Origin of the sequence: Cryobacterium psychrotolerans, from assembly GCF_900101115.1 — a bacterium.
Classification (GTDB): domain Bacteria; phylum Actinomycetota; class Actinomycetes; order Actinomycetales; family Microbacteriaceae; genus Cryobacterium; species Cryobacterium psychrotolerans.
This window is the reverse complement of record NZ_FNFU01000004.1, coordinates 115443-133676: the sequence shown is the minus strand read 5'-3', so window position 1 is coordinate 133676 and position 18234 is coordinate 115443. Positions and strand designations below refer to the sequence as shown.

The 18234-nt window shown below is 68.8% G+C and carries 16 protein-coding genes; 12 read left to right on the top strand and 4 right to left on the bottom strand.

Translation table 11 applies throughout. The features are described from left to right. Positions 1–12: 12 nt before the first annotated feature. Positions 13–1278: a branched-chain amino acid ABC transporter permease gene (locus tag BLQ39_RS05330; RefSeq protein WP_092322303.1), complete on the bottom strand. Its 1266-nt coding sequence runs from the start codon at positions 1276–1278 to the stop codon at positions 13–15. A gap of 277 nt (positions 1279–1555) precedes the next feature. Here BLQ39_RS05330 and guaB point away from each other — a divergent pair, with 277 nt between their 5' ends. Next, positions 1556–3058: an IMP dehydrogenase gene (guaB, locus tag BLQ39_RS05325; RefSeq protein ID WP_092322301.1), complete on the top strand. Its 1503-nt coding sequence runs from the start codon at positions 1556–1558 to the stop codon at positions 3056–3058. Between the two features lie 38 nt (positions 3059–3096). On the opposite strand, the gene BLQ39_RS05320 is transcribed toward guaB, so the two are convergent. After that, positions 3097–4284, bottom strand: coding sequence for a MalY/PatB family protein (locus BLQ39_RS05320; protein ID WP_092322300.1), 1188 nt, complete (start codon positions 4282–4284; stop codon positions 3097–3099). A 117-nt stretch (positions 4285–4401) separates the two neighbouring features. On the opposite strand from BLQ39_RS05320, the gene BLQ39_RS05315 reads away from it, so the two are divergent. The 9 genes from BLQ39_RS05315 to BLQ39_RS05275 all read left to right on the top strand — a co-directional run bounded on the left by BLQ39_RS05315 (position 4402) and on the right by BLQ39_RS05275 (position 13123). Beyond that, positions 4402–5520, top strand: coding sequence for a GuaB3 family IMP dehydrogenase-related protein (locus BLQ39_RS05315; protein WP_092322298.1), 1119 nt, complete (start codon positions 4402–4404; stop codon positions 5518–5520). Between the two features lie 41 nt (positions 5521–5561). Further along, a complete protein-coding gene (locus BLQ39_RS05310; RefSeq protein WP_174775318.1) occupies positions 5562–7289 on the top strand; it encodes a glycerol-3-phosphate dehydrogenase/oxidase in 1728 nt (575 codons plus the stop codon). Positions 7290–7363: 74 nt separating this feature from the next. Next, complete coding sequence (locus BLQ39_RS05305; RefSeq protein ID WP_092322297.1) at positions 7364–7891, top strand: cation:proton antiporter regulatory subunit; 528 nt, start codon at positions 7364–7366, stop codon at positions 7889–7891. 3 nt (positions 7892–7894) lie between these two features. Then, a complete protein-coding gene (locus tag BLQ39_RS05300) occupies positions 7895–9337 on the top strand; it encodes a cation:proton antiporter (RefSeq protein WP_092322295.1) in 1443 nt (480 codons plus the stop codon). A 5-nt stretch (positions 9338–9342) separates the two neighbouring features. Beyond that, positions 9343–10104, top strand: a complete 762-nt coding sequence (locus BLQ39_RS05295; protein ID WP_241986910.1) for an SURF1 family protein — start codon at positions 9343–9345, stop codon at positions 10102–10104. 10 nt (positions 10105–10114) lie between these two features. Next, positions 10115–10552, top strand: coding sequence for a DUF3817 domain-containing protein (locus tag BLQ39_RS05290; protein ID WP_092322294.1), 438 nt, complete (start codon positions 10115–10117; stop codon positions 10550–10552). After that, positions 10549–12132, top strand: coding sequence for a glutamine-hydrolyzing GMP synthase (gene guaA / locus BLQ39_RS05285; RefSeq protein WP_092322292.1), 1584 nt, complete (start codon positions 10549–10551; stop codon positions 12130–12132). The genes BLQ39_RS05290 and guaA overlap by 4 nt, the downstream gene beginning before the upstream one ends. A gap of 496 nt (positions 12133–12628) precedes the next feature. After that, the gene (locus BLQ39_RS15770) at positions 12629–12805 is read left to right on the top strand and encodes a 2TM domain-containing protein (RefSeq protein WP_166784498.1); all 177 of its coding nucleotides are present in this window, start codon (positions 12629–12631) and stop codon (positions 12803–12805) included. Between the two features lie 96 nt (positions 12806–12901). Next, positions 12902–13123: a hypothetical protein gene (locus BLQ39_RS05275; protein ID WP_092322290.1), complete on the top strand. Its 222-nt coding sequence runs from the start codon at positions 12902–12904 to the stop codon at positions 13121–13123. A 134-nt stretch (positions 13124–13257) separates the two neighbouring features. Here the strand turns inward: BLQ39_RS05275 and BLQ39_RS05270 are convergent, their stop codons facing one another. Next, positions 13258–14064 carry a Bax inhibitor-1/YccA family protein gene (locus BLQ39_RS05270; protein ID WP_092322463.1) on the bottom strand — a complete coding sequence of 269 codons (807 nt, stop codon included), beginning with the start codon at positions 14062–14064 and terminating at the stop codon, positions 13258–13260. Positions 14065–14136: 72 nt separating this feature from the next. Next, positions 14137–14652, bottom strand: a complete 516-nt coding sequence (locus tag BLQ39_RS05265; protein ID WP_092322289.1) for a hypothetical protein — start codon at positions 14650–14652, stop codon at positions 14137–14139. Positions 14653–14689: 37 nt separating this feature from the next. Here BLQ39_RS05265 and BLQ39_RS05260 point away from each other — a divergent pair, with 37 nt between their 5' ends. Together BLQ39_RS05260 and BLQ39_RS05255 are read left to right on the top strand one after the other, a co-directional pair. Beyond that, the gene (locus BLQ39_RS05260; protein ID WP_092322288.1) at positions 14690–15694 is read left to right on the top strand and encodes a glycerophosphodiester phosphodiesterase family protein; all 1005 of its coding nucleotides are present in this window, start codon (positions 14690–14692) and stop codon (positions 15692–15694) included. A 42-nt stretch (positions 15695–15736) separates the two neighbouring features. Next, entirely contained in the window at positions 15737–18226 is a 2490-nt protein-coding gene (locus tag BLQ39_RS05255; RefSeq protein ID WP_092322287.1) for an ATP-dependent helicase, read from the top strand. The last annotated feature ends 8 nt before the right edge of the window (positions 18227–18234 follow it).

The following is an 18234-nucleotide window of genomic DNA, read 5'->3' as shown; positions in this document are numbered from 1 at the left end:
TCGGATGCCCTTCTAGCCAATTCTCTCTTTGCGACCCAGGATGCCTTGCGGCCGAAGCAGCAGCACCAGGATCAACACGACAAGTGCGCCGACGTACTTCATGTCGGACGGGATCCACAGCGTGGAGAGCTCAACGAACAAGCCGACGATGATCGAACCGATCAACGCTCCGAACGCGGTGCCGAGGCCACCCAGGGTGACGGCGGCGAAGACGAGCAGCAGGATCTGGAAACCCATGTCCCAGCTCACGCCGGGGCGGAAGTACGCCCAGAGCACGCCGCTCAGGCCGGCTAGCGCACCGCCGACGATCCAGACGATCCGGATGACGCCGTCGACGTCGATGCCGCTCGCCGAGGCGAGGCTGGGGTTGTCGGAGACGGCTCGGGTTGCCTTGCCGAGGCGGGTGCGCAGCAGGAAGTACGAGACGGCCAGGAGCACGACGATGCTGATCCCCATGCTGGCGAGGTCGATCGGCGAGATGCGGACCGCACCGAACTTCAGGTCGGCCTGGCCGGCGCCGGGGAGCTGGCTCGTGGAGCCGCCGATGAAGTACTGGTAGGTGTAGCGCATCGCCAGGGACAGGCCGATGCTCACGATCATCAGCTGGACGAGCCCCACCCCCTTGCGGCGGAGGGGTTTCCAGATCGTCGCGTCGAGGCCCCAGCCGAGCGCGCCGCTGAGCACGATGGCGAGGATGATGGCGAGCCAGATCGGCAGGCCCAGCCCCGAGAACGCGAGGGTCATCAGGGCGCCGAAGGTGATCATCTCCGAGTGGGCGAAGTTGCTCAGCCCGGTCGTGCCGAAGATCAGTGACAGGCCGATGGCGGCGAGCGCGAGCAGCAGGCCGAAGTTCAGGCCGTTGACGAACTGGCTGAGGAACTGGTCGAAGAACGGCACCGTGGTCCGGACGCCCTCACCGAGGAAGAAGTTCACCGATTTCACCTTGGTGAGGCCGAATTCGGCCGTGAGTTCCGCGCCGCCCTTGGTCACGACGACACCCTCGGGGAGCGTCTCCTCGTCGAGGATGACCTTGTAGGTGCCCTTCTCCGGGACCCCGATCTTCCACTTGCCGTCGACGCCGGTCTTGACCTCGGCTTCGTAGCCGCCGCCCGTCACGGTGATGAGCACGCCGTCGAGCGGTTCGCCGTCGAACTGCGCGTTACCGGTGAGCACGTAGTCGTACTTGTCGGTGTTGATCTCATCCGCATGCGCCGGACTGATGGCGAGGGTCGACAGCGTCAGGGCCGCAAGCAGCACACCGAAGAAGACCACCAACATCCGGGGTGAGAATCTGTGGGCTATACCAGTGGAATTCACTGCACCTCCATGTGGCGCCGGCCCGGCTTGTGGCCGAGCGGACCTCGGGTTTTTCCTGCAACAACTTTGTTGACAGTACCTAGAGATTATGTCGTATTTGTTTCGCGGCCCGCTTCGCCGTGGATTGGGGCCGCGGAATGCCGGGGCCGCATTCTCGCTTAACATTGAAGAACCGGTCCAGTCCCGCTGATCCCCGGACATTTCTTCCGCACGCTTCCGCCACACGCAAAGGGGTTTCATGGATCAGCCAGATCCGTTCGGATTCACCGGACTCACCTACGACGACGTGCTGCTCCTGCCGGGGCACACCGACGTCATTCCCAGTGAGGCCGAGACGACGTCCCGGCTGACGCGCCGGATCTCCGTCGCAACCCCGCTCATCTCCAGTGCGATGGACACCGTCACCGAGACCCGGATGGCCGTCGCGATGGCCCGTCAGGGCGGGCTCGGTGTGCTGCACCGCAACCTCTCCATCGGCGACCAGGCCGAGCAGGTCGACCTGGTCAAGCGCAGCGAATCCGGCATGATTACCAATCCGGTAACAACTTCGCCCGACACCACCGTCGCGGAGGTTGACGCGCTCTGCGGCCAGTTCCGGATCAGCGGCCTGCCGGTCGTCGACTCCGACGGCGTGCTGGTGGGCATCATCACCAACCGGGACATGCGTTTCATCTCCGAAACCAAGAAGCACACGACCCTGGTCCGTGAGGTGATGACGAGGTCGCCCCTGATCACCGGCAAGGTCGGCATGCGCCCCGAGGACGCCGTGGCCATCTTCGCCAGGCACAAGATCGAGAAGCTGCCCCTCGTCGACGGCGGCGGCAAGCTCACCGGCCTGATCACGGTCAAGGACTTCGACAAGTCCGAGGAGTACCCGCACGCCACCAAGGACGAGGCCGGCCGGCTGCGCGTGGGCGCGGCCATCGGATTCTTCGGCGATGCCTGGCGCCGGGCGACCGCGCTGCTCGAGGTGGGCGTCGACGTGCTCGTCGTGGACACGGCCAACGGCGACAGCGCCGGCGTGCTCGAGATCATCCGCAAGCTCAAGTCCGACCCGGCGTTCGCGGCGGTCGACGTGATCGGCGGCAACGTGGCGACCCGCTCCGGCGCCCAGGCGCTCATCGACGCGGGAGCCGACGCGATCAAGGTCGGCGTCGGCCCGGGCTCCATCTGCACCACGCGCATCGTCGCGGGCGTCGGCGTGCCGCAGATCACCGCGGTCTACCAGGCGTCACTGGCCGCCCGTGAGGCCGGCATCCCCGTGATCGCCGACGGCGGGCTCCAGTACTCCGGCGACATCGCCAAGGCCCTCGTGGCCGGAGCGGACACCGTGATGCTCGGCTCGCTTCTGGCCGGCTGCGACGAAAGCCCCGGGGAACTGGTCTTCGTCAACGGCAAGCAGTTCAAGACCTACCGGGGCATGGGCTCGCTCGGCGCCCTGCAGTCGAGGGGCACGAAGACCTCGTATTCCAAGGACCGCTACTTCCAGTCGGATGTCCCCTCCGACGACAAGCTCATCCCCGAAGGCATCGAGGGCCAGGTGCCGTACCGCGGGCCGGTGTCGGCGGTGGCGTACCAGCTCATCGGCGGGTTGCGCCAGTCGATGTTCTATGTCGGCGCGCGCACCATCGATGAGCTCAAGCAGAAGGGTAAGTTCGTGCGCATCACGTCCGCCGGGCTCAAGGAGTCGCACCCGCACGACGTGCAGATCGTGGTTGAGGCGCCCAACTACCGCCGCTGATCCGTCCCACCCCCACCGCGAAACCGCAGTTGTGCGCGCTAAGAAGCACTTTTAGCGCGCACAACTGCGGTTTCGCGGGGGTGGGCGAGGGCATGTGCGAGGCGGGAGATCGCCTCGGCGAGCACCTCGGGGGAGCACCCGAAGTTGAGCCGGGCGAAGCCGCGACCCGGGGCGCCGAACATCGGGCCGGGGTGCAGCGCGACCCGGGCCCGTTCGAGTGCGATCACCGAGGGGTCATCGCCCCAGCCGAGGGAGCGCAGGTCGAGCCAGGCGAGGTAGCTCGCCCTCGGCTGGTCGTAGCCGGCGCCGGGCAGCTGGGCGTCCACCAGTTCGGCGAGCAGGACCCGGTTGGCCTCGAGGGCGGCAACGACCCCGTCCAGCCAGGGCTCCCCGTCGCGGTAGGCCGCAATGCTGGCGATCAGGCCGAACTGGCCGGTGCGCCAGTTGACCTCCTGCGGCATGCCGGCGACGAGCGCTCGCATCCGTTCGGAACCGGTGACCATGAGCGCGCACTTGAGGCCGGCGATGTTCCAGGCCTTGCTGGCGGCCGTGACGCAGATGCCGTGCTCCGCCGCGGCCGGAGACACGGAGAGGAACGGCGTGAACGTGCCGTCCGAGTGCGTCAGCGGGGCGTGCACCTCGTCGCTGATGACGCTCACGTCGTAGCGGGCGGCCAGCTCGGCGACCGCGGTCAGGTCTTCGACACTCTGGGGGTGCCCGAGCGGGTTGTGCGGATTGCAGAGCAGGAAGGCGCGCGCCCCCGCCCTGAAGGCGGCCTCGAGCCCATCGAGGTCGATCGCCCAGCCGGTCTGGCCGTGGATGAGCGGTACCTCCACAACCCGACCGCCGGCCTCAGGCACAAGGTCGAAGAACGGCGGGTAGACGGGCGTGTTGATCACGACCTGGTCGCCGGGCGTGATGGCCCGGCGGATGCTCTCCACGATCGCCACGCTGACATCGGTCGTGCTCGCCACCTGGCCGGGGTCGACCCGCCACCCCCAGCGCCGCCGGGCGAAGGCGGCGAACGCCTCGCCGAGCTCGTTCACCGGGGCGACGTAGCCGGTGTCGCTGCGCCGCACGGCCGCGATCAGCGCCTCGCCGATCGGCTCGGCCAGGGGGAAGTCCAGCTCGGCGACGAAGAGGGGCAGGACGTCGTCCGGGTAGCTGCGCCATTTCATGCTCGTGCGGGTGCGCAGCAGGGACAGGGGATCGGCGGTGACATCCATGTGATCAGGATGCACCCTCGGCCGTCTGCGGTCGAGGGTGCGGCTGCGGCCCCGACGAGCGCCGGGTCACGCAACCCGGTGCTTTGCCCCGCCTGCACCTAAACTGGGCGGGTGAGTATGGAAATTGAAATCGGCCGGTCCAAGCGCGCTCGCCGCGTGTACGCCTTCGACGACATCGCGATCGTGCCCAGTCGGCGCACGCGGGACCCGGAGGACGTGTCGGTCACCTGGTCGATCGACGCCTACAAGTTCGACACCCCGTTCCTCGCCGCGCCGATGGACTCCGTCGTCTCGCCGACGACGGCGATCATGATGGGCCAGCTCGGCGGCGTCGGCGTGCTCGACCTCGAGGGGTTGTGGACCCGGTACGAGAACCCCGAGCCGCTGCTCGCCGAGATCCGCAGCCTGCCGGACGACAAGGCCACCGCGCGGATGCAGGAGATCTACTCCCAGCCGATCAAGCCCGAACTGGTCACCGAGCGCCTCGCCGAGATCCGCGCCGCCGGGGTCACCGTGGCCGGTGCGCTCTCCCCGCAGCGCACGCAGGAACTCTACGAAACCGTCGTCGCCGCCGGCGTCGACCTCTTCGTCATCCGCGGCACCACGGTCTCCGCCGAGCACGTCTCGCAGAACCAGGAACCGCTCAACCTCAAGAAGTTCATCTACGAGCTCGACGTGCCCGTGATCGTGGGCGGCGCGGCGACCTACACCGCGGCCCTGCACCTCATGCGCACCGGCGCGGCCGGCGTGCTGGTCGGCTTCGGCGGCGGCGCAGCGTCGACCACGCGGGCCTCCCTGGGCATCCACGCGCCCATGGCCACGGCCGTGGCGGATGTCGCCGGCGCACGCCGGGACTACATGGACGAGTCCGGCGGCCGCTACGTGCACGTCATCGCCGACGGCGGACTCAGCACCTCCGGCGACATCGTCAAGGCGATCGCCTGCGGCGCCGACGCCGTCATGCTCGGCACGGCCCTGGCCCGGGCGTCCGACGCCCCCGGCGGCGGGTTCCACTGGGGCGCCGAATCCCACCACGCCCAGCTGCCGCGCGGCAAGCGGGTCGAGGTGGGCACGGTCGCCCCGCTCGAGGAAATCCTCTACGGCCCGGCCCCGGTCGCGGACGGAACGGCCAACCTGGTCGGGGCCCTGCGCCGTTCGATGGCCACCACCGGGTACTCCGACCTGAAGGAATTCCAGCGGGTCGAGGTGGTTGTCGCACCGTACCGGGTGAAGTAGCTTCGAGCACACCGGCAATTCGGCAGGAGGGGACGCAGCAGATGAACCAGCGCAGCAAGGTGACACGGTCCACCAAACTCGGGCCTGAGGAACGCGAGGCGGCCCTGGCCCGCGTGAAGACGAAGGAACTCGACATCCTCGTCGTCGGCGGCGGTATCGTCGGCGCGGGCTGCGCCACGGATGCCGTCACCCGCGGCCTCAGCGTCGGCATCCTCGAGGCGCGCGACTGGGCCTCGGGCACCTCGAGCCGCTCGTCCAAGCTGGTGCACGGGGGCATCCGCTACCTCGAACAACTGGACTTCCAGCTGGTGCGCGAAGCGCTCACCGAGCGCGGCCTGCTGCTCAAGCGGCTCGCGCCGCACCTGGTGAAGCCGGTCAGGTTCCTCTACCCGCTGAAGACCCGGGTCATCGAACGCGCCTACGTCGGCGCCGGCATGCTGCTCTACGACACCCTCTCCTACCTGGGTGGGCGCCCGGGCGTGCCCCACCACCGGCACCTCAGCCGGCGCCAGGTGCAGAAGCTCGTGCCGAGCCTGGCCCACGGCGCACTGGTCGGCGGCATCACCTACTACGACGCCCAGGTCGATGACGCCCTGTACACGGCGTCGCTCGTGCGCACGGCCTCCTTCTACGGCGCCCACGCGCTCAGCCGGGTGCGGGTCGAGGGCTTCATCAAGGTCGGCGAGCGCGTCGTCGGCGTGCACGCGCACGACCTGGAGACCGGCGAACGGTTCGACGTGCGCGCCAAGCAGGTCGTGAACGCCACCGGGGTCTGGACCGACGACACCCAGCGGATGGTCGGCGAACGCGGCACCTTCAAGGTACGCGCCTCGAAGGGCGTTCACCTCGTCGTGCCCCGGGACCGGTTCCAGTCGGCGATGGGGCTGCTGCTGCGCACCGAGAAGAGCGTGCTGTTCGTGATTCCGTGGGGCCGGCACTGGCTGATCGGGACCACCGACACGGACTGGCAGCTGGACAAGGCGCACCCCGCCGCGACCGCAGCCGACATCGACTACCTCCTCGAACACGTCAACGCGGTGCTCACCGTGCCGCTCACCCGCGAAGACGTCGAGGGCGTCTACGCCGGCCTCCGCCCGTTGCTGGCGGGTGAGTCCGAACAGACCTCCAAGCTCGCCCGCACCCACCTGGTCGGCCACTCCGTGCCCGGCCTGGTCGTGATCGCCGGCGGCAAATGGACGACATACCGGGTGATGGCCAAGGACGCCATCGATGCCGCCGTCGACGCGCTCGACGGCAGGATCCCCGAGTCGACGACGAAGAACATCCCCCTGCTCGGCGCCGAGGGCTACCAGGCGGCGTGGAACAAGCGCGGCAAGATCGCCCGTGCCTTCGGCCTGCACACCGTGCGGGTGGAGCACCTGCTGAACCGCTACGGCACCCTGACCGATGAACTGCTCGACCTGATCAGGGAGACGCCGTCGCTGGCAGACCCCCTGCCAGGGGCCGACGACTACATCGAGGCGGAGGTGGTCTATGCGGCCTCCCATGAAGGCGCCCTGCACCTCGAGGATGTGCTCGCCCGCCGCACCCGGATTTCGATCGAGGCCTGGGACCGCGGCGTGTCCGCGGCGCCCGTCGCGGCCCGGCTGATGGCCGGGGTGCTCGGCTGGGACAGCGAGCGCGAGGAACGCGAGGTGGCGTTCTACCTCAGTCGGGTCGCCGCGGAGCGATCGAGCCAGCAGCAGCCCGACGACGAATCCGCCGACCGGGTGCGGCTCGAAGCGCCCGACATCGTCGCGTCCCGGTAGCGCGCCGGCGCCGTCGGGGGCCGCGCGGGCGCCCGGTAGAATAGACGAACAGCCCCCAAACCTAGGAGTCGTTCATGGTTGACGTTCGGCGTGTCAAACTCCCCGGTGTGGGTGTACTGCACACCTTCATCACGGATGACGGCGGCAAAGTCGGCGTCATCGCCCACCGCTCCGGCCACAGCGACCTGATCACCTTCGCGGATGACGAGGGCGGCCCGGACGCCAGCAAGGTGTCGCTGCGCCTCAGCGAGGACGAGGCGCACACCCTGGCCGAGTTGCTCGGCGGCACCCAGATCACCGAGTCGCTCACGGCGCTCGACCAGATCCCGGGCCTGAGCATCGACTGGTTCACCGTCGACTACGAGGACCACATCGCCGGCCAGCCGCTCGGCAACCCGGCCGAGCGGGGAATCGCCGGACTCACTGTCGTCGCCGTGGTCCGCGGCGAGTCGGCAAATCCCGCGCCCGCGCCCGACTTCAAGGTCTTCCCCGGCGACACGCTCGTCGTCGCGGGCTCGCCCGAGAAGGTCGTCAAGGCCTTCACCTTTTTCCGTACCGGTGAGGTCAAGGCCAAGTCCGTTGATTCGCCGCCCGGAGGCTAACCGATGCATATCGGCGAAGACCTCATCATCCTGGGCGTCCTGCTCGTCATTTCCTACATCCTGGGGCGTCTCGGGAAGCTGATCGGGCTTCCGTCAATTCCGATTTACATGATCGTCGGCCTGCTGGCGAGCCCGCACACCGGGTGGTTCCCCCTCAACTTCGAGTCCGCCGATATCGAGCTGATCGCCGTCTTCGGCCTGATCCTGCTCCTGTTCAGCCTCGGCCTCGAGTTCGACCAGGAGGAATTCTTCGACAACGCCGGCAAGCTCCTGATCTCCGGCGGCTCGTACGTGCTGATCAACATGGGACTCGGCTTCGCCTTCGGAATGATGGTCGGCTGGGGAACCCGGGAAGCCCTCGTCATCGCCGGGATGACCGGCACCTCCTCGAGCGCGATCATCACCAAGCTGCTGATCGAGCTCCGGCGCCTGGCCAACAAGGAAACGCCGATGATCCTCGGCGTCACCGTCGTCGGCGACATCTTCATCGCGATCTACCTCGCCATCGTGTCCGTCGTGCTCAGCGGCAAGACCGAGGTCTGGCCGATCGTGCTGCAGCTGAGCATCGCCTTCCTGTTCCTGATCGTCATGTTCTCGCTCGCGCGCTGGGGCGGCCGGGTCGTGTCCCGGCTCGTGCGCACGAAAGACGACGAGCTGTTCACCATCCTCTTCTTCGGGCTGGTCGTGCTCTTCGCCGGCATCGGCGAAATCATCGGGGTGACGGATGCGATCGGCGCGTTCCTGATCGGCGTCGTCCTCGGCGCCAGCACCTACCGCGGCAAGATCGAGCGGGTCGCCGTGCCGCTGCGCGACGTGTTCGGCGCGTTCTTCTTCCTCAACTTCGGACTCGCCCTGAACATGGCCGAGTTCGGCTCGGTCATCGGCATCGTGCTGATCGCCGTCGTGATGACGTTTGCGCTGAATATCATCTCCGGGCTGCTGCTGGCCAGGCTGCACCGGATGGGACTGGTCGAGGGCCTGAACTCCGCGGCCATCCTCGTGAACCGCGGCGAGTTCACGCTGATCCTGGCGACCCTGTCCATCGGCGCCGGGCTGGACGAGCGCCTGCAGCCGTTCGCCGGCCTGTACGTGCTGCTGATGGCCATCCTCGGGCCGCTCTTCGCCGCGCGGTCGGAGCGGATCGGCACCGCCCTGCGGCGCACGAAACCGAAGGCGCACCCGCGCAAGGTGCCGCGGGATCCGCTGCTGGTCGAGGAGATCGCCCTGGTCGAGGCCGCGACCGCCGAGATCGGCTCCGGAGTCGACCACGGCACGCAGCGCGCCGTGCAACGGGTGGTCGAGCAGGTCAGAGGCCCCGATGATAAACCGGACCAGCCGCGGGAGCCGCCGACGGACTCGATGGCCGACTTCATTGCCGATCGCTTTCCGCCGGAGGACACCGAGCAGAAGCCGGACACACGCGAACGGCCGGGCGACTACACGTGATCAGGATGATGATGCGCCCCCGCTGGGTACTGGCGCTGCTGCTGGCCCTCGGGGTCGCGGCGGCCTTCGCGATCCTCGGCCAGTGGCAGCTGGAGCGGGCGATCGACTCCGGCGAGGTTGTGCAGCGCACCACCGAGACGGTGCTGCCGCTGGCGGACGTCGTCCAGCCCGGCGGCGCGGCGCCGACGAAGGCGACCGGCCAGATGGTGCGCGCGAGCGGCGCCTTCGTGCCCGGCGACGACCAGCTGGTCAGTGACCGCTTCAACGGCGGAACCTCCGGGTTCTGGGTGGTCGGCCATTTCGTGACCGACACCGATTCGGCGAGCATCCCCGTCGCCCGCGGCTGGGCCGCGGACGAGGACGACGCCCGCGCGGTGATGGCGGCGCTGGCGACGGATGCCCCCGGCCAGGCGGCCACGATCACCGGCCGGTTCGTGCCGGCCGAAGCCCCCGAGGTGCCGGGCGACGGCCGGGACCCGCACACGATGACCACGGTGTCGCCCGCCGCCCTGCTCAACCTCTGGGCGGAGTACACCGAGCAGCCCGTGTACTCCGGATACCTCGTCGACACCGACGCGGCCGACGGCCTTACCGTGATCGACTCCCCGGTCCCCGGCGACGACGTCGAGCTGAACTGGCTCAACATCTTCTACGCGCTCGAGTGGGCAGTCTTCGCCGGCTTCGCGGTCTTCCTCTGGTACCGGCTGGTGAGGGACGCCTGGGAGCGGGAACGGGACGAGGCCGAGGCCGCTGCGGCGGCCACGTAGAATTAGGCGCATGTCACTCGAACCGAAGCCCGCCGACATTCCCAGGATCCCCGGTGCTCTCCGGCTCTACAAGATTTCCTCGGTCATCACCGGAGTCTTTCTGCTGCTCCTCTGTGCCGAGATGCTCGTGAAGTACGCCTTCGGCCACGAACTCGAACTCGGCGGTCCGAACGGCTTCCTCGCCTTCTCCCCGACCGGCACGCTCACCGGCGTGAACCTGAGCACCGGCATCCTGATCGTGCACGGCTGGTTCTACGTGCTCTACCTGTTCAGCGACTTCCAGCTCTGGAGCATGATGCGCTGGCCGTTCACCCGGTTCCTGCTGATCGCCCTCGGCGGAATCATCCCCACCCTGTCCTTCTTCCTGGAGGTGAGGGTGGCCCGGGAAGTCGAGGCCTTCCTCGCTGACCGGGAAGCATCCGCTGCCACCCTGGAGGCACGCCCGTGAGCGACCAGCCCGCACCCCACCGTCCCGTTCTTGTCGTCGACTTCGGCGCGCAGTACGCACAGCTGATAGCCCGGCGCGTGCGTGAGGCATCCGTCTACTCGGAGATCGTGCCGCACACCATTACCGCGGCCGAGGTCAAGGCGTTGAACCCGCTCGGCATCGTGCTGAGCGGCGGGCCGTCCAGCGTGTACGCAGAGGGCGCTCCCGCGTTCGACGCCGCCATCTTCGACCTGGGCGTGCCGATGCTCGGCATTTGCTACGGCTTCCAGGTGATGGCCACCGCGCTCGGCGGCGAGGTCGCCCACACCGGAGCCCGCGAATACGGCTCCACGCCGGTCGCCGCCCGGCCGGAGGCCAACGCCCTCCTCGCCGACCAGCCCGCTGAGCAGACCGTGTGGATGAGCCACGGCGACTCGGTGTCGAAGGCGCCGGAGGGCTTCACCGTGCTCGCGTCGACGAGCTCGACCCCGGTCGCCGCGTTCGCCAACGACGAGCGCCGGTTGTACGGCGTGCAGTGGCACCCCGAGGTCAAGCACTCCGAGCACGGCCAGCACGTGCTGGAGAACTTCCTGCACCGCGCCGCCGGCATCGCAGCCGACTGGAACAGCGGCAACGTCATCGCCGAGCAGGTCGCGCTGATCCAGGCCCAGGTCGGAAGCGGCAAGGTCATCTGCGGGCTGTCCGGCGGAGTCGACTCCGCCGTGGCCGCCGCGCTCGTGCACAAGGCCATCGGCGACCAGCTCGTCTGCGTCTTCGTCGACCACGGCCTGCTCCGCGAGGACGAGCGCCGCCAGGTCGAGGAAGACTTCGTCGCGGCAACCGGCGTGCGCCTGGTCACGGTCGACGTGCGGGAGCAGTTCCTGACCGCGCTCGAGGGGGTCAGCGACCCGGAGACGAAGCGCAAGATCATCGGCCGCGAGTTCATCCGCACCTTCGAGCAGGCCCAGGCCGAGCTGATCCGGGAGGCCGCCGCGGAAGACGGCGACCCGATCCGCTTCCTGGTGCAGGGCACCCTGTACCCGGACGTCGTCGAGTCCGGCGGGGGAAGCGGCACGGCGAGCATCAAGAGCCACCACAACGTCGGCGGGCTGCCCGACGACCTCCAGTTCGAGCTGATCGAGCCGCTCCGCGCCCTGTTCAAGGACGAGGTCCGCGCCATCGGCGCCGAGCTCGGGCTGCCGGCCGAGATCGTGCAACGCCAGCCGTTCCCGGGACCGGGCCTCGGCATCCGGATCGTCGGTTCGATCACCCAGGACCGCCTCGACCTGCTGCGCAAGGCGGATGCGATCGTGCGCGCCGAGCTCACCGCCGCCGGGCTCGACCGCGAGATCTGGCAGTGCCCGGTCGTGCTGCTGGCCGACGTGAGGTCGGTCGGAGTGCAGGGCGACGGCCGTACCTACGGCCACCCGATCGTGCTGCGTCCGGTGTCGTCCGAGGACGCGATGACGGCCGACTGGACCCGTCTGCCCTACGACCTGCTGGCGAAGATCTCCAACCGGATCACGAACGAGGTCGAGGGCGTCAACCGGGTCGTGCTCGACGTCACGTCGAAGCCGCCGGGCACCATCGAGTGGGAGTAGCCCCCTAGGGTGTGTCTCCCAAAGCCGGACTTCGCGCGGAATTGAGTTGCGCGGGTGGTGCGCCGCTGCGCAGGTGGCGCATCGCCCGCGAAGCGGCGTACTACGAGCGCATCGTTCCCACACCAACGAATTGGGAGACACGCCCTAGCCCTGGCCCCCTAGCCCTGGCCCCCTGGCCTCTGGCCCCTGGCCTCTGGTCCCCTCCGCCGAACTGTGAGTTTGGCACCTTCCCGAGCCCAACGAAGGTGCCAAACTCACAGTTCGGCGGGTGTTGTGGGCGTGGTGAGCGGGGCATGGTGGATGGGGCGCGGGGCGGGTATCTTTCGGAGGAGATGACATGCGCCGTGTCGGTTGCAGGAGGTGGCTCCATGTCGATGAATGCCGAACCGGGACGGCCCCTTCCGCCCGACGACTTCGGTGCCCCGCCGCCCGAACGCGCGGATGCCCGGCGGCGGCTGGAGAGAAAACGCAAGCTCGTCGGCGACATCGTCCTTACGTGGTGGTCAACGCGTTCCTGGTCGGGGTCTGGGCGGTCACCGGGAGGGGCTACTTCTGGCCCGGCTGGGTGCTCGCCGGCTGGGGCCTGGCGCTGCGGCTCGACGCCTGGAACACCCTCTACCGTCGGCCGATCACCGAATCCGACATCGATCGAGAACTGCGCGGCGGGCGCTGAGCGCCGCGGCGATCCCCTGCCTTACGCGGCTGCACCTCGCGCCCCGCGCCTACACGCCCTGCGTCCCGCATGCATTCGCCCTGAAAGGAGGCTGACATGAACAGCAACGGCCTTCCCCCGATCGAGCGGTGGTGGCCTCCGCTGGACGTCACCTTCAAGCACGAGATCCTCGCCGACCTGGCTGCGCAGCTCAGCCCGGCCGCGCTGGCGGCCGTGTACGCCCTCGCCGGCACGGCTCCTCCGGCCGATTCGGGTGTCGTGCGGCTGTCCTCCGGGGAGCAGAGCTACATCCGCACCCAGGTCGAAGCCGTCGACTGAGCCTCTCCGCCTCTCCACCTCTCCGCCGTGCCGCCGCGGTGCCGAGCTTGCCGGGCGGGGAAGCAGCGGGACGGGAAGTAGCACGGGCCGCCCCGAGGGGCGGCCCGTGCTGCCGTGTCTGTCCTGCGGGGGTGCTAGTCGCGGGCGATCGCGAAGATGCGCAGCAGCTCCACGTACAGCCAGACGACGGTGACCATGATGCCGAAGGCGCCGGACCAGCCGAACTTGCGGGGGGCGCGGTTGTTCACGCCCCGCTGGATGAAGTCGAAGTCGAGCACCAGGGAGTACGCGGCCATGATCACGGCGAGGACGCCGATGATCAGGCCGAGCGGGATGCCCATGAACTCGGCGCTGCGCAGGCCGAACGGGCTGTCGAGGGCGCCGAAGGCGACCAGGCCGAAGTTGACCAGCGAGAACACCAGGTAGCCGACCATCGCGATCATGAAGACCTTGGTGGCCTTCTTCGAGGCGCGGATCTTGCCGTTCGCGAACAGGGCGAGCGTCACGCCGACGACGACGAGGGTGGCCAGCACGGCCTGCACGACGACGCCCGGGTAGAGCTGCTCGAAGATCACCGAGATGCCGCCGACGAAGAGGCCCTCGGCGACCGCGTAGGCGAGGATGAGTCCCGGGGACGGCTCCTTCTTGAACGTGTTGACCAGGCCGAGCACGAGGCCGACGATCGCACCGAGGATGGGCAGGAACATCATGCTCGGCGTGAGGAACCACGACGCGGCGGCGGCCACGAGCAGCAGCGCGAAGCTCAGCGTCGTCTTCGCGATGGTGTCTTCGTAGCTCATCCGGTCGGTGTCCTGGGCGCCCGCGGCGGGGGCGTTGTACAGGTCCTGCAGTTCGGTGGGCGAGAGTACCTTGGTCGAGGCCAGCGCACCGGGCGCGCCGAAGGCGGCGTTGCGCGAGAAGGCGGGGTTGGAGGTTGCCATGGTTTCCTGGCTCACATTCGGTCGGGTGTCGGCCGTCGCCACGTCGGCGCCGGGGGATGTTCCACGTTGATTCTATTCAGACACGCTGGGCATCCGCTCGGAAATGCCCGGTACGGGCCTAATTGACGCCAGCCAGGCGGCCGCCCAGGCGCAGCCGACGGTCACGATCGCGCCGATCAGCAGGCCCAGCCAGTTTTGGCTGTACTCGCTCAGCGTGAACTTGAGCAGGAAGACCGTGACGACGAGGGGCAGCACGGCGAGGTAGCTCAGCGCCGGGCGGTGTCGCACGAGGAGCCAGCCGGCCAGCAGCACGACCCACGCCCCGGCGAAGTCGGCCCCGCCGATGAGCACCAGGCCGGCCACCAGGCCGGGCACGATCACAACGAGGCGCCGCCAGAGCGCGCCGGGGAGCACCAGCCAGCCGGTCAGCTGCACCGCCGGTCCGAGGAGAAGGAAAAACAGGCTGTACGTGCTCGTCAGGTTGGTGGCGGCGACGCCCAGCACCACCGCGGCCAGGCCGGCCAGGTAGCGCGCGCGATAGCCGCCCCGGCGGTGCACGCGCGTGGCGGGTTCGATCACGATGGTCACGCGTCGATTCTGGCAGTCGCGCGGCTAATCTTGGGGAATGAAACCGATCGTCATTGGCCACCGAGGCGCGAGCGGTTACCGGCCGGAGCACACCCGTTCCGCCTACGAACTGGCCTTCGCGCTCGGCGCGGACGCGGTCGAACCGGACATCGTGGCCACCCGCGACGGCGTGCTCGTCGTGCGGCACGAAAACGAGATCTCCGGCACGACGGATGTCGCCTCCCGCGCCGAGTTCGCGGACCGGCGCGCGACGAAGCTACTCGACGGTAAGGAACTCACCGGCTGGTTCACCGAGGACTTCACCTGGCCGGAACTCAGCACCCTCCGCGCCCGGGAGCGGATCCCCGAGATCCGCCGGAGCAGCGCCACCTTCGACGGCCGGTTCCCGATCCTGCGCCTGCGAGACGTTTTCGAGATCATCGACCGGGCGGCCGAGCATGAGAAGCGGGCCTTCGGGATGGTCGCCGAGATCAAGCACGCTACCTACTTCGACTCGATCGGCCTGCCCCTGGACGAGTTGTTCGCCGAGGAGGTGAACGCGGCCGGCTGGAACGGGGCCGACGGGCGCCTCACGATCGAGAGCTTCGAGCAGGGCGTGCTCGACGGGATCTACGCCCGCGGCATCTACGGCAAACGGGTGTACCTCATCGAAGCGCGCGGCAAACCGTTCGACCAGGTGGCGCGGCTCGGGGCGAAGGCCCCGCATTACGCCGACTACCTCACCGGGGCGGGCCTCTACGGGCTCAGCGGCCGGGTCGACGGCATCAGCGTCGACAAGTCGCTCATCCTCGAGACGGATGAGGCCGGGAGGGTCCTCGGCGCCTCCGATCTCGTCGACCAGGCCCACGCCGCCGGGCTGGAGATCTACTGCTGGACCCTGCGGCCCGAGAACCGGTTCCTGGCGAAGTCGTTCCGGCGGGGCAGGCTGAAGGCCGACTACGGCGACTGGCTGACGGAATTCCGGACCATCATGCGCACGGGGATCGACGGGGTCTTCGTGGACCACCCCGACCTCGCCGTGATGGTCAGGGACGAGCTCTGACGCGGCCGCGTGTCGGAGGCAACACCTAGAATTGACAGTGATATGACGACCCCCATAGCCCCGGACAGCGCCCCCGCGACCACGGCCCCCACTGCCACGCCCGTGATCATGGACGGGCCCGGCTTCGGCCCGGGTGCCGCCGGCGGAGAGAGATACCGGAGCCCGTTGCTCGACGGGCTCAACCCCCAGCAGCGCGAGGCCGTCGAGTACCGCGGCCCCGCACTGCTCATCATCGCCGGCGCCGGCTCGGGCAAGACCAGCGTGCTCACCCGCCGCATCGCCAGCCTGCTCGAGACCCGGGAGGCCTGGCCCAGCCAGATCCTGGCCATCACCTTCACCAACAAGGCCGCCGCCGAGATGCGGGACCGGGTCAGGGCGATCCTCGGCCAGGGCGCCGACGGAATGTGGATCTCCACCTTCCACTCCTCCTGCGTGCGCATCCTGCGCCGGGAGGCCGAGAAGGCGGGCCTGACGAGCACGTTCAGCATCTACGACTCCGCCGACACCAAGGTCACCCTCAAACGCATCATCAAGTCCCTCGACGCCGACACCCTCGGCTTCACCCCCGGCAACGTGTCCGCGAGAATCTCCAAGCTCAAGAACGAGCTGGCGGATGTCGACTCCTACGCCCGCAACGCGAACATGAGCGACCCGCAGGAGGTCATGTTCGTCGAGATCTTCCGGCAGTACACGAGCCGGCTGCGCGCGGCCAGCGCCCTCGACTTCGACGACCTGATCGGCGAGACGGTCTACCTGTTCCGCGCCTTCCCCGCCGTGGCGGCGCTGTACCGGCGACGGTTCCGGCACCTCCTGGTCGACGAATACCAGGACACCAACCATGCCCAGTACGCGCTCGTCCGCGAGCTCACCCGGCCGGTCTCGCGGGAGCTGGCCGAGGAGATGGAAGCGGACGGCGTGCACGTGCGCAATCTGCGCGACGCAACGGGCGCGATCCCCGGTGCCTCGCTCACCGTCGTGGGCGACTCCGACCAGTCGATCTACGCCTTCCGCGGCGCGGACACCCGCAACATCAGCGAGTTCGAACGCGACTTCCCCGGCACGAAGGTAATCCTGCTCGAGCAGAACTACCGCTCGACCCAGAACATCCTCTCGGCAGCCAACGCCGTGATCGGCCACAACTTCGACCGGAAAGAGAAGAAGCTGTGGAGCGCGGGCGGCGACGGCGAGAAGATCGTCGGCTACACCGCGTACTCCGGCCACGACGAGGCCCAGTTCGTCGCCGACGAGATCGCGGTGCTCCACCAGGCCGGGATGGCCTACCGCGACATGGCCGTGTTCTACCGCACCAACGCCCAGACCCGGGCGCTGGAAGAGATCCTCGTGCGCGCCGCCGTGCCGTACCGGGTCGTCGGCGGAACCAAGTTCTACGAACGCGCCGAGATCAAGGATGCGCTCGCCTACCTGATCTCGGTCGCCAACCCCGTCGACGAACTGGCCCTGCGGCGCATCCTGAACACCCCCAAGCGCGGCATCGGCCCGGCCACGGAAACGCAGCTGGCCAGCTTCGCGGAGGCGAACCAGATCACCTTCCGGCAGGCCATGCGGAACGCCGGCGCGCTGGGGCTCGGCCCGAAGGTCACCGGGGCCATCCTGGCGTTGTCCACCCTGCTCGACGAGGCCGCGCTCAAGCTCGACCCGGCCAGCCCGGCCAGCCCGGCCGGCCCGGCGAACGTCTCGGAGCTGCTCACCTTCCTGCTCGACGGGAGCACCCTGCTCGCCGGCCTCCGCAACAGCCGCGACCCGCAAGACGAAGCCCGGGCGGAGAACATCGAGGAACTCGTCGCCCAGACGAAGGACTTCAACCGGGAGAACCCCGACAGCGGCCTGGTCGACTTCCTCACCCAGGTGTCGCTCGTGGCCGCCGCGGACGACCTCGACGACGCATCCGGGACCGTGTCGCTGATGACGCTGCACACCGCGAAGGGCCTCGAATACGAGGCCGTGTTCCTCACCGGGGTCGAGGAGGGGCTGCTGCCGCACCAGATGTCCGCCGGCGAACCGGGCGGACCGGCCGAGGAACGCCGGCTGTTCTACGTGGGCATCACCCGCGCCCGCCAGCGGCTCTACCTGTCTTTGGCGATGACCAGGGCCCAGTTCGGCGACATCAACGTGGCGATGCCGAGCCGCTACCTGCAGGAGATCCCGGTCGACCTGATCGACTGGAAGCAGTCGCCGGGCATGGCGAACTCGCGCGGCGGAACCCAGCCGCGCGCGCTGAACGCCCGCCGGGACGGTTTCGGGGGCGGATTCGGCAAGCGGGACGGCACGCCGCCGGGCCTGCCGCCCGCGCCGAAGCCGAAGACCGAGTGGGCCAACCGGGTCACCGGGACAGTGCGCGACAACGGCGACCTCACTCTGGCGGCCGGCGACCGCATCCGTCACGTCGACTTCGGCGACGGGCGCGTCAACCAGGTCACCGGTGACGGTGCCAAGCGGATCGCGCACGTGCAATTCGACACGGCGGGCGCGAAAAAGCTGCTGATCAAGATCGCCCCGATCGAGAAACTGTAGTCGCCCGG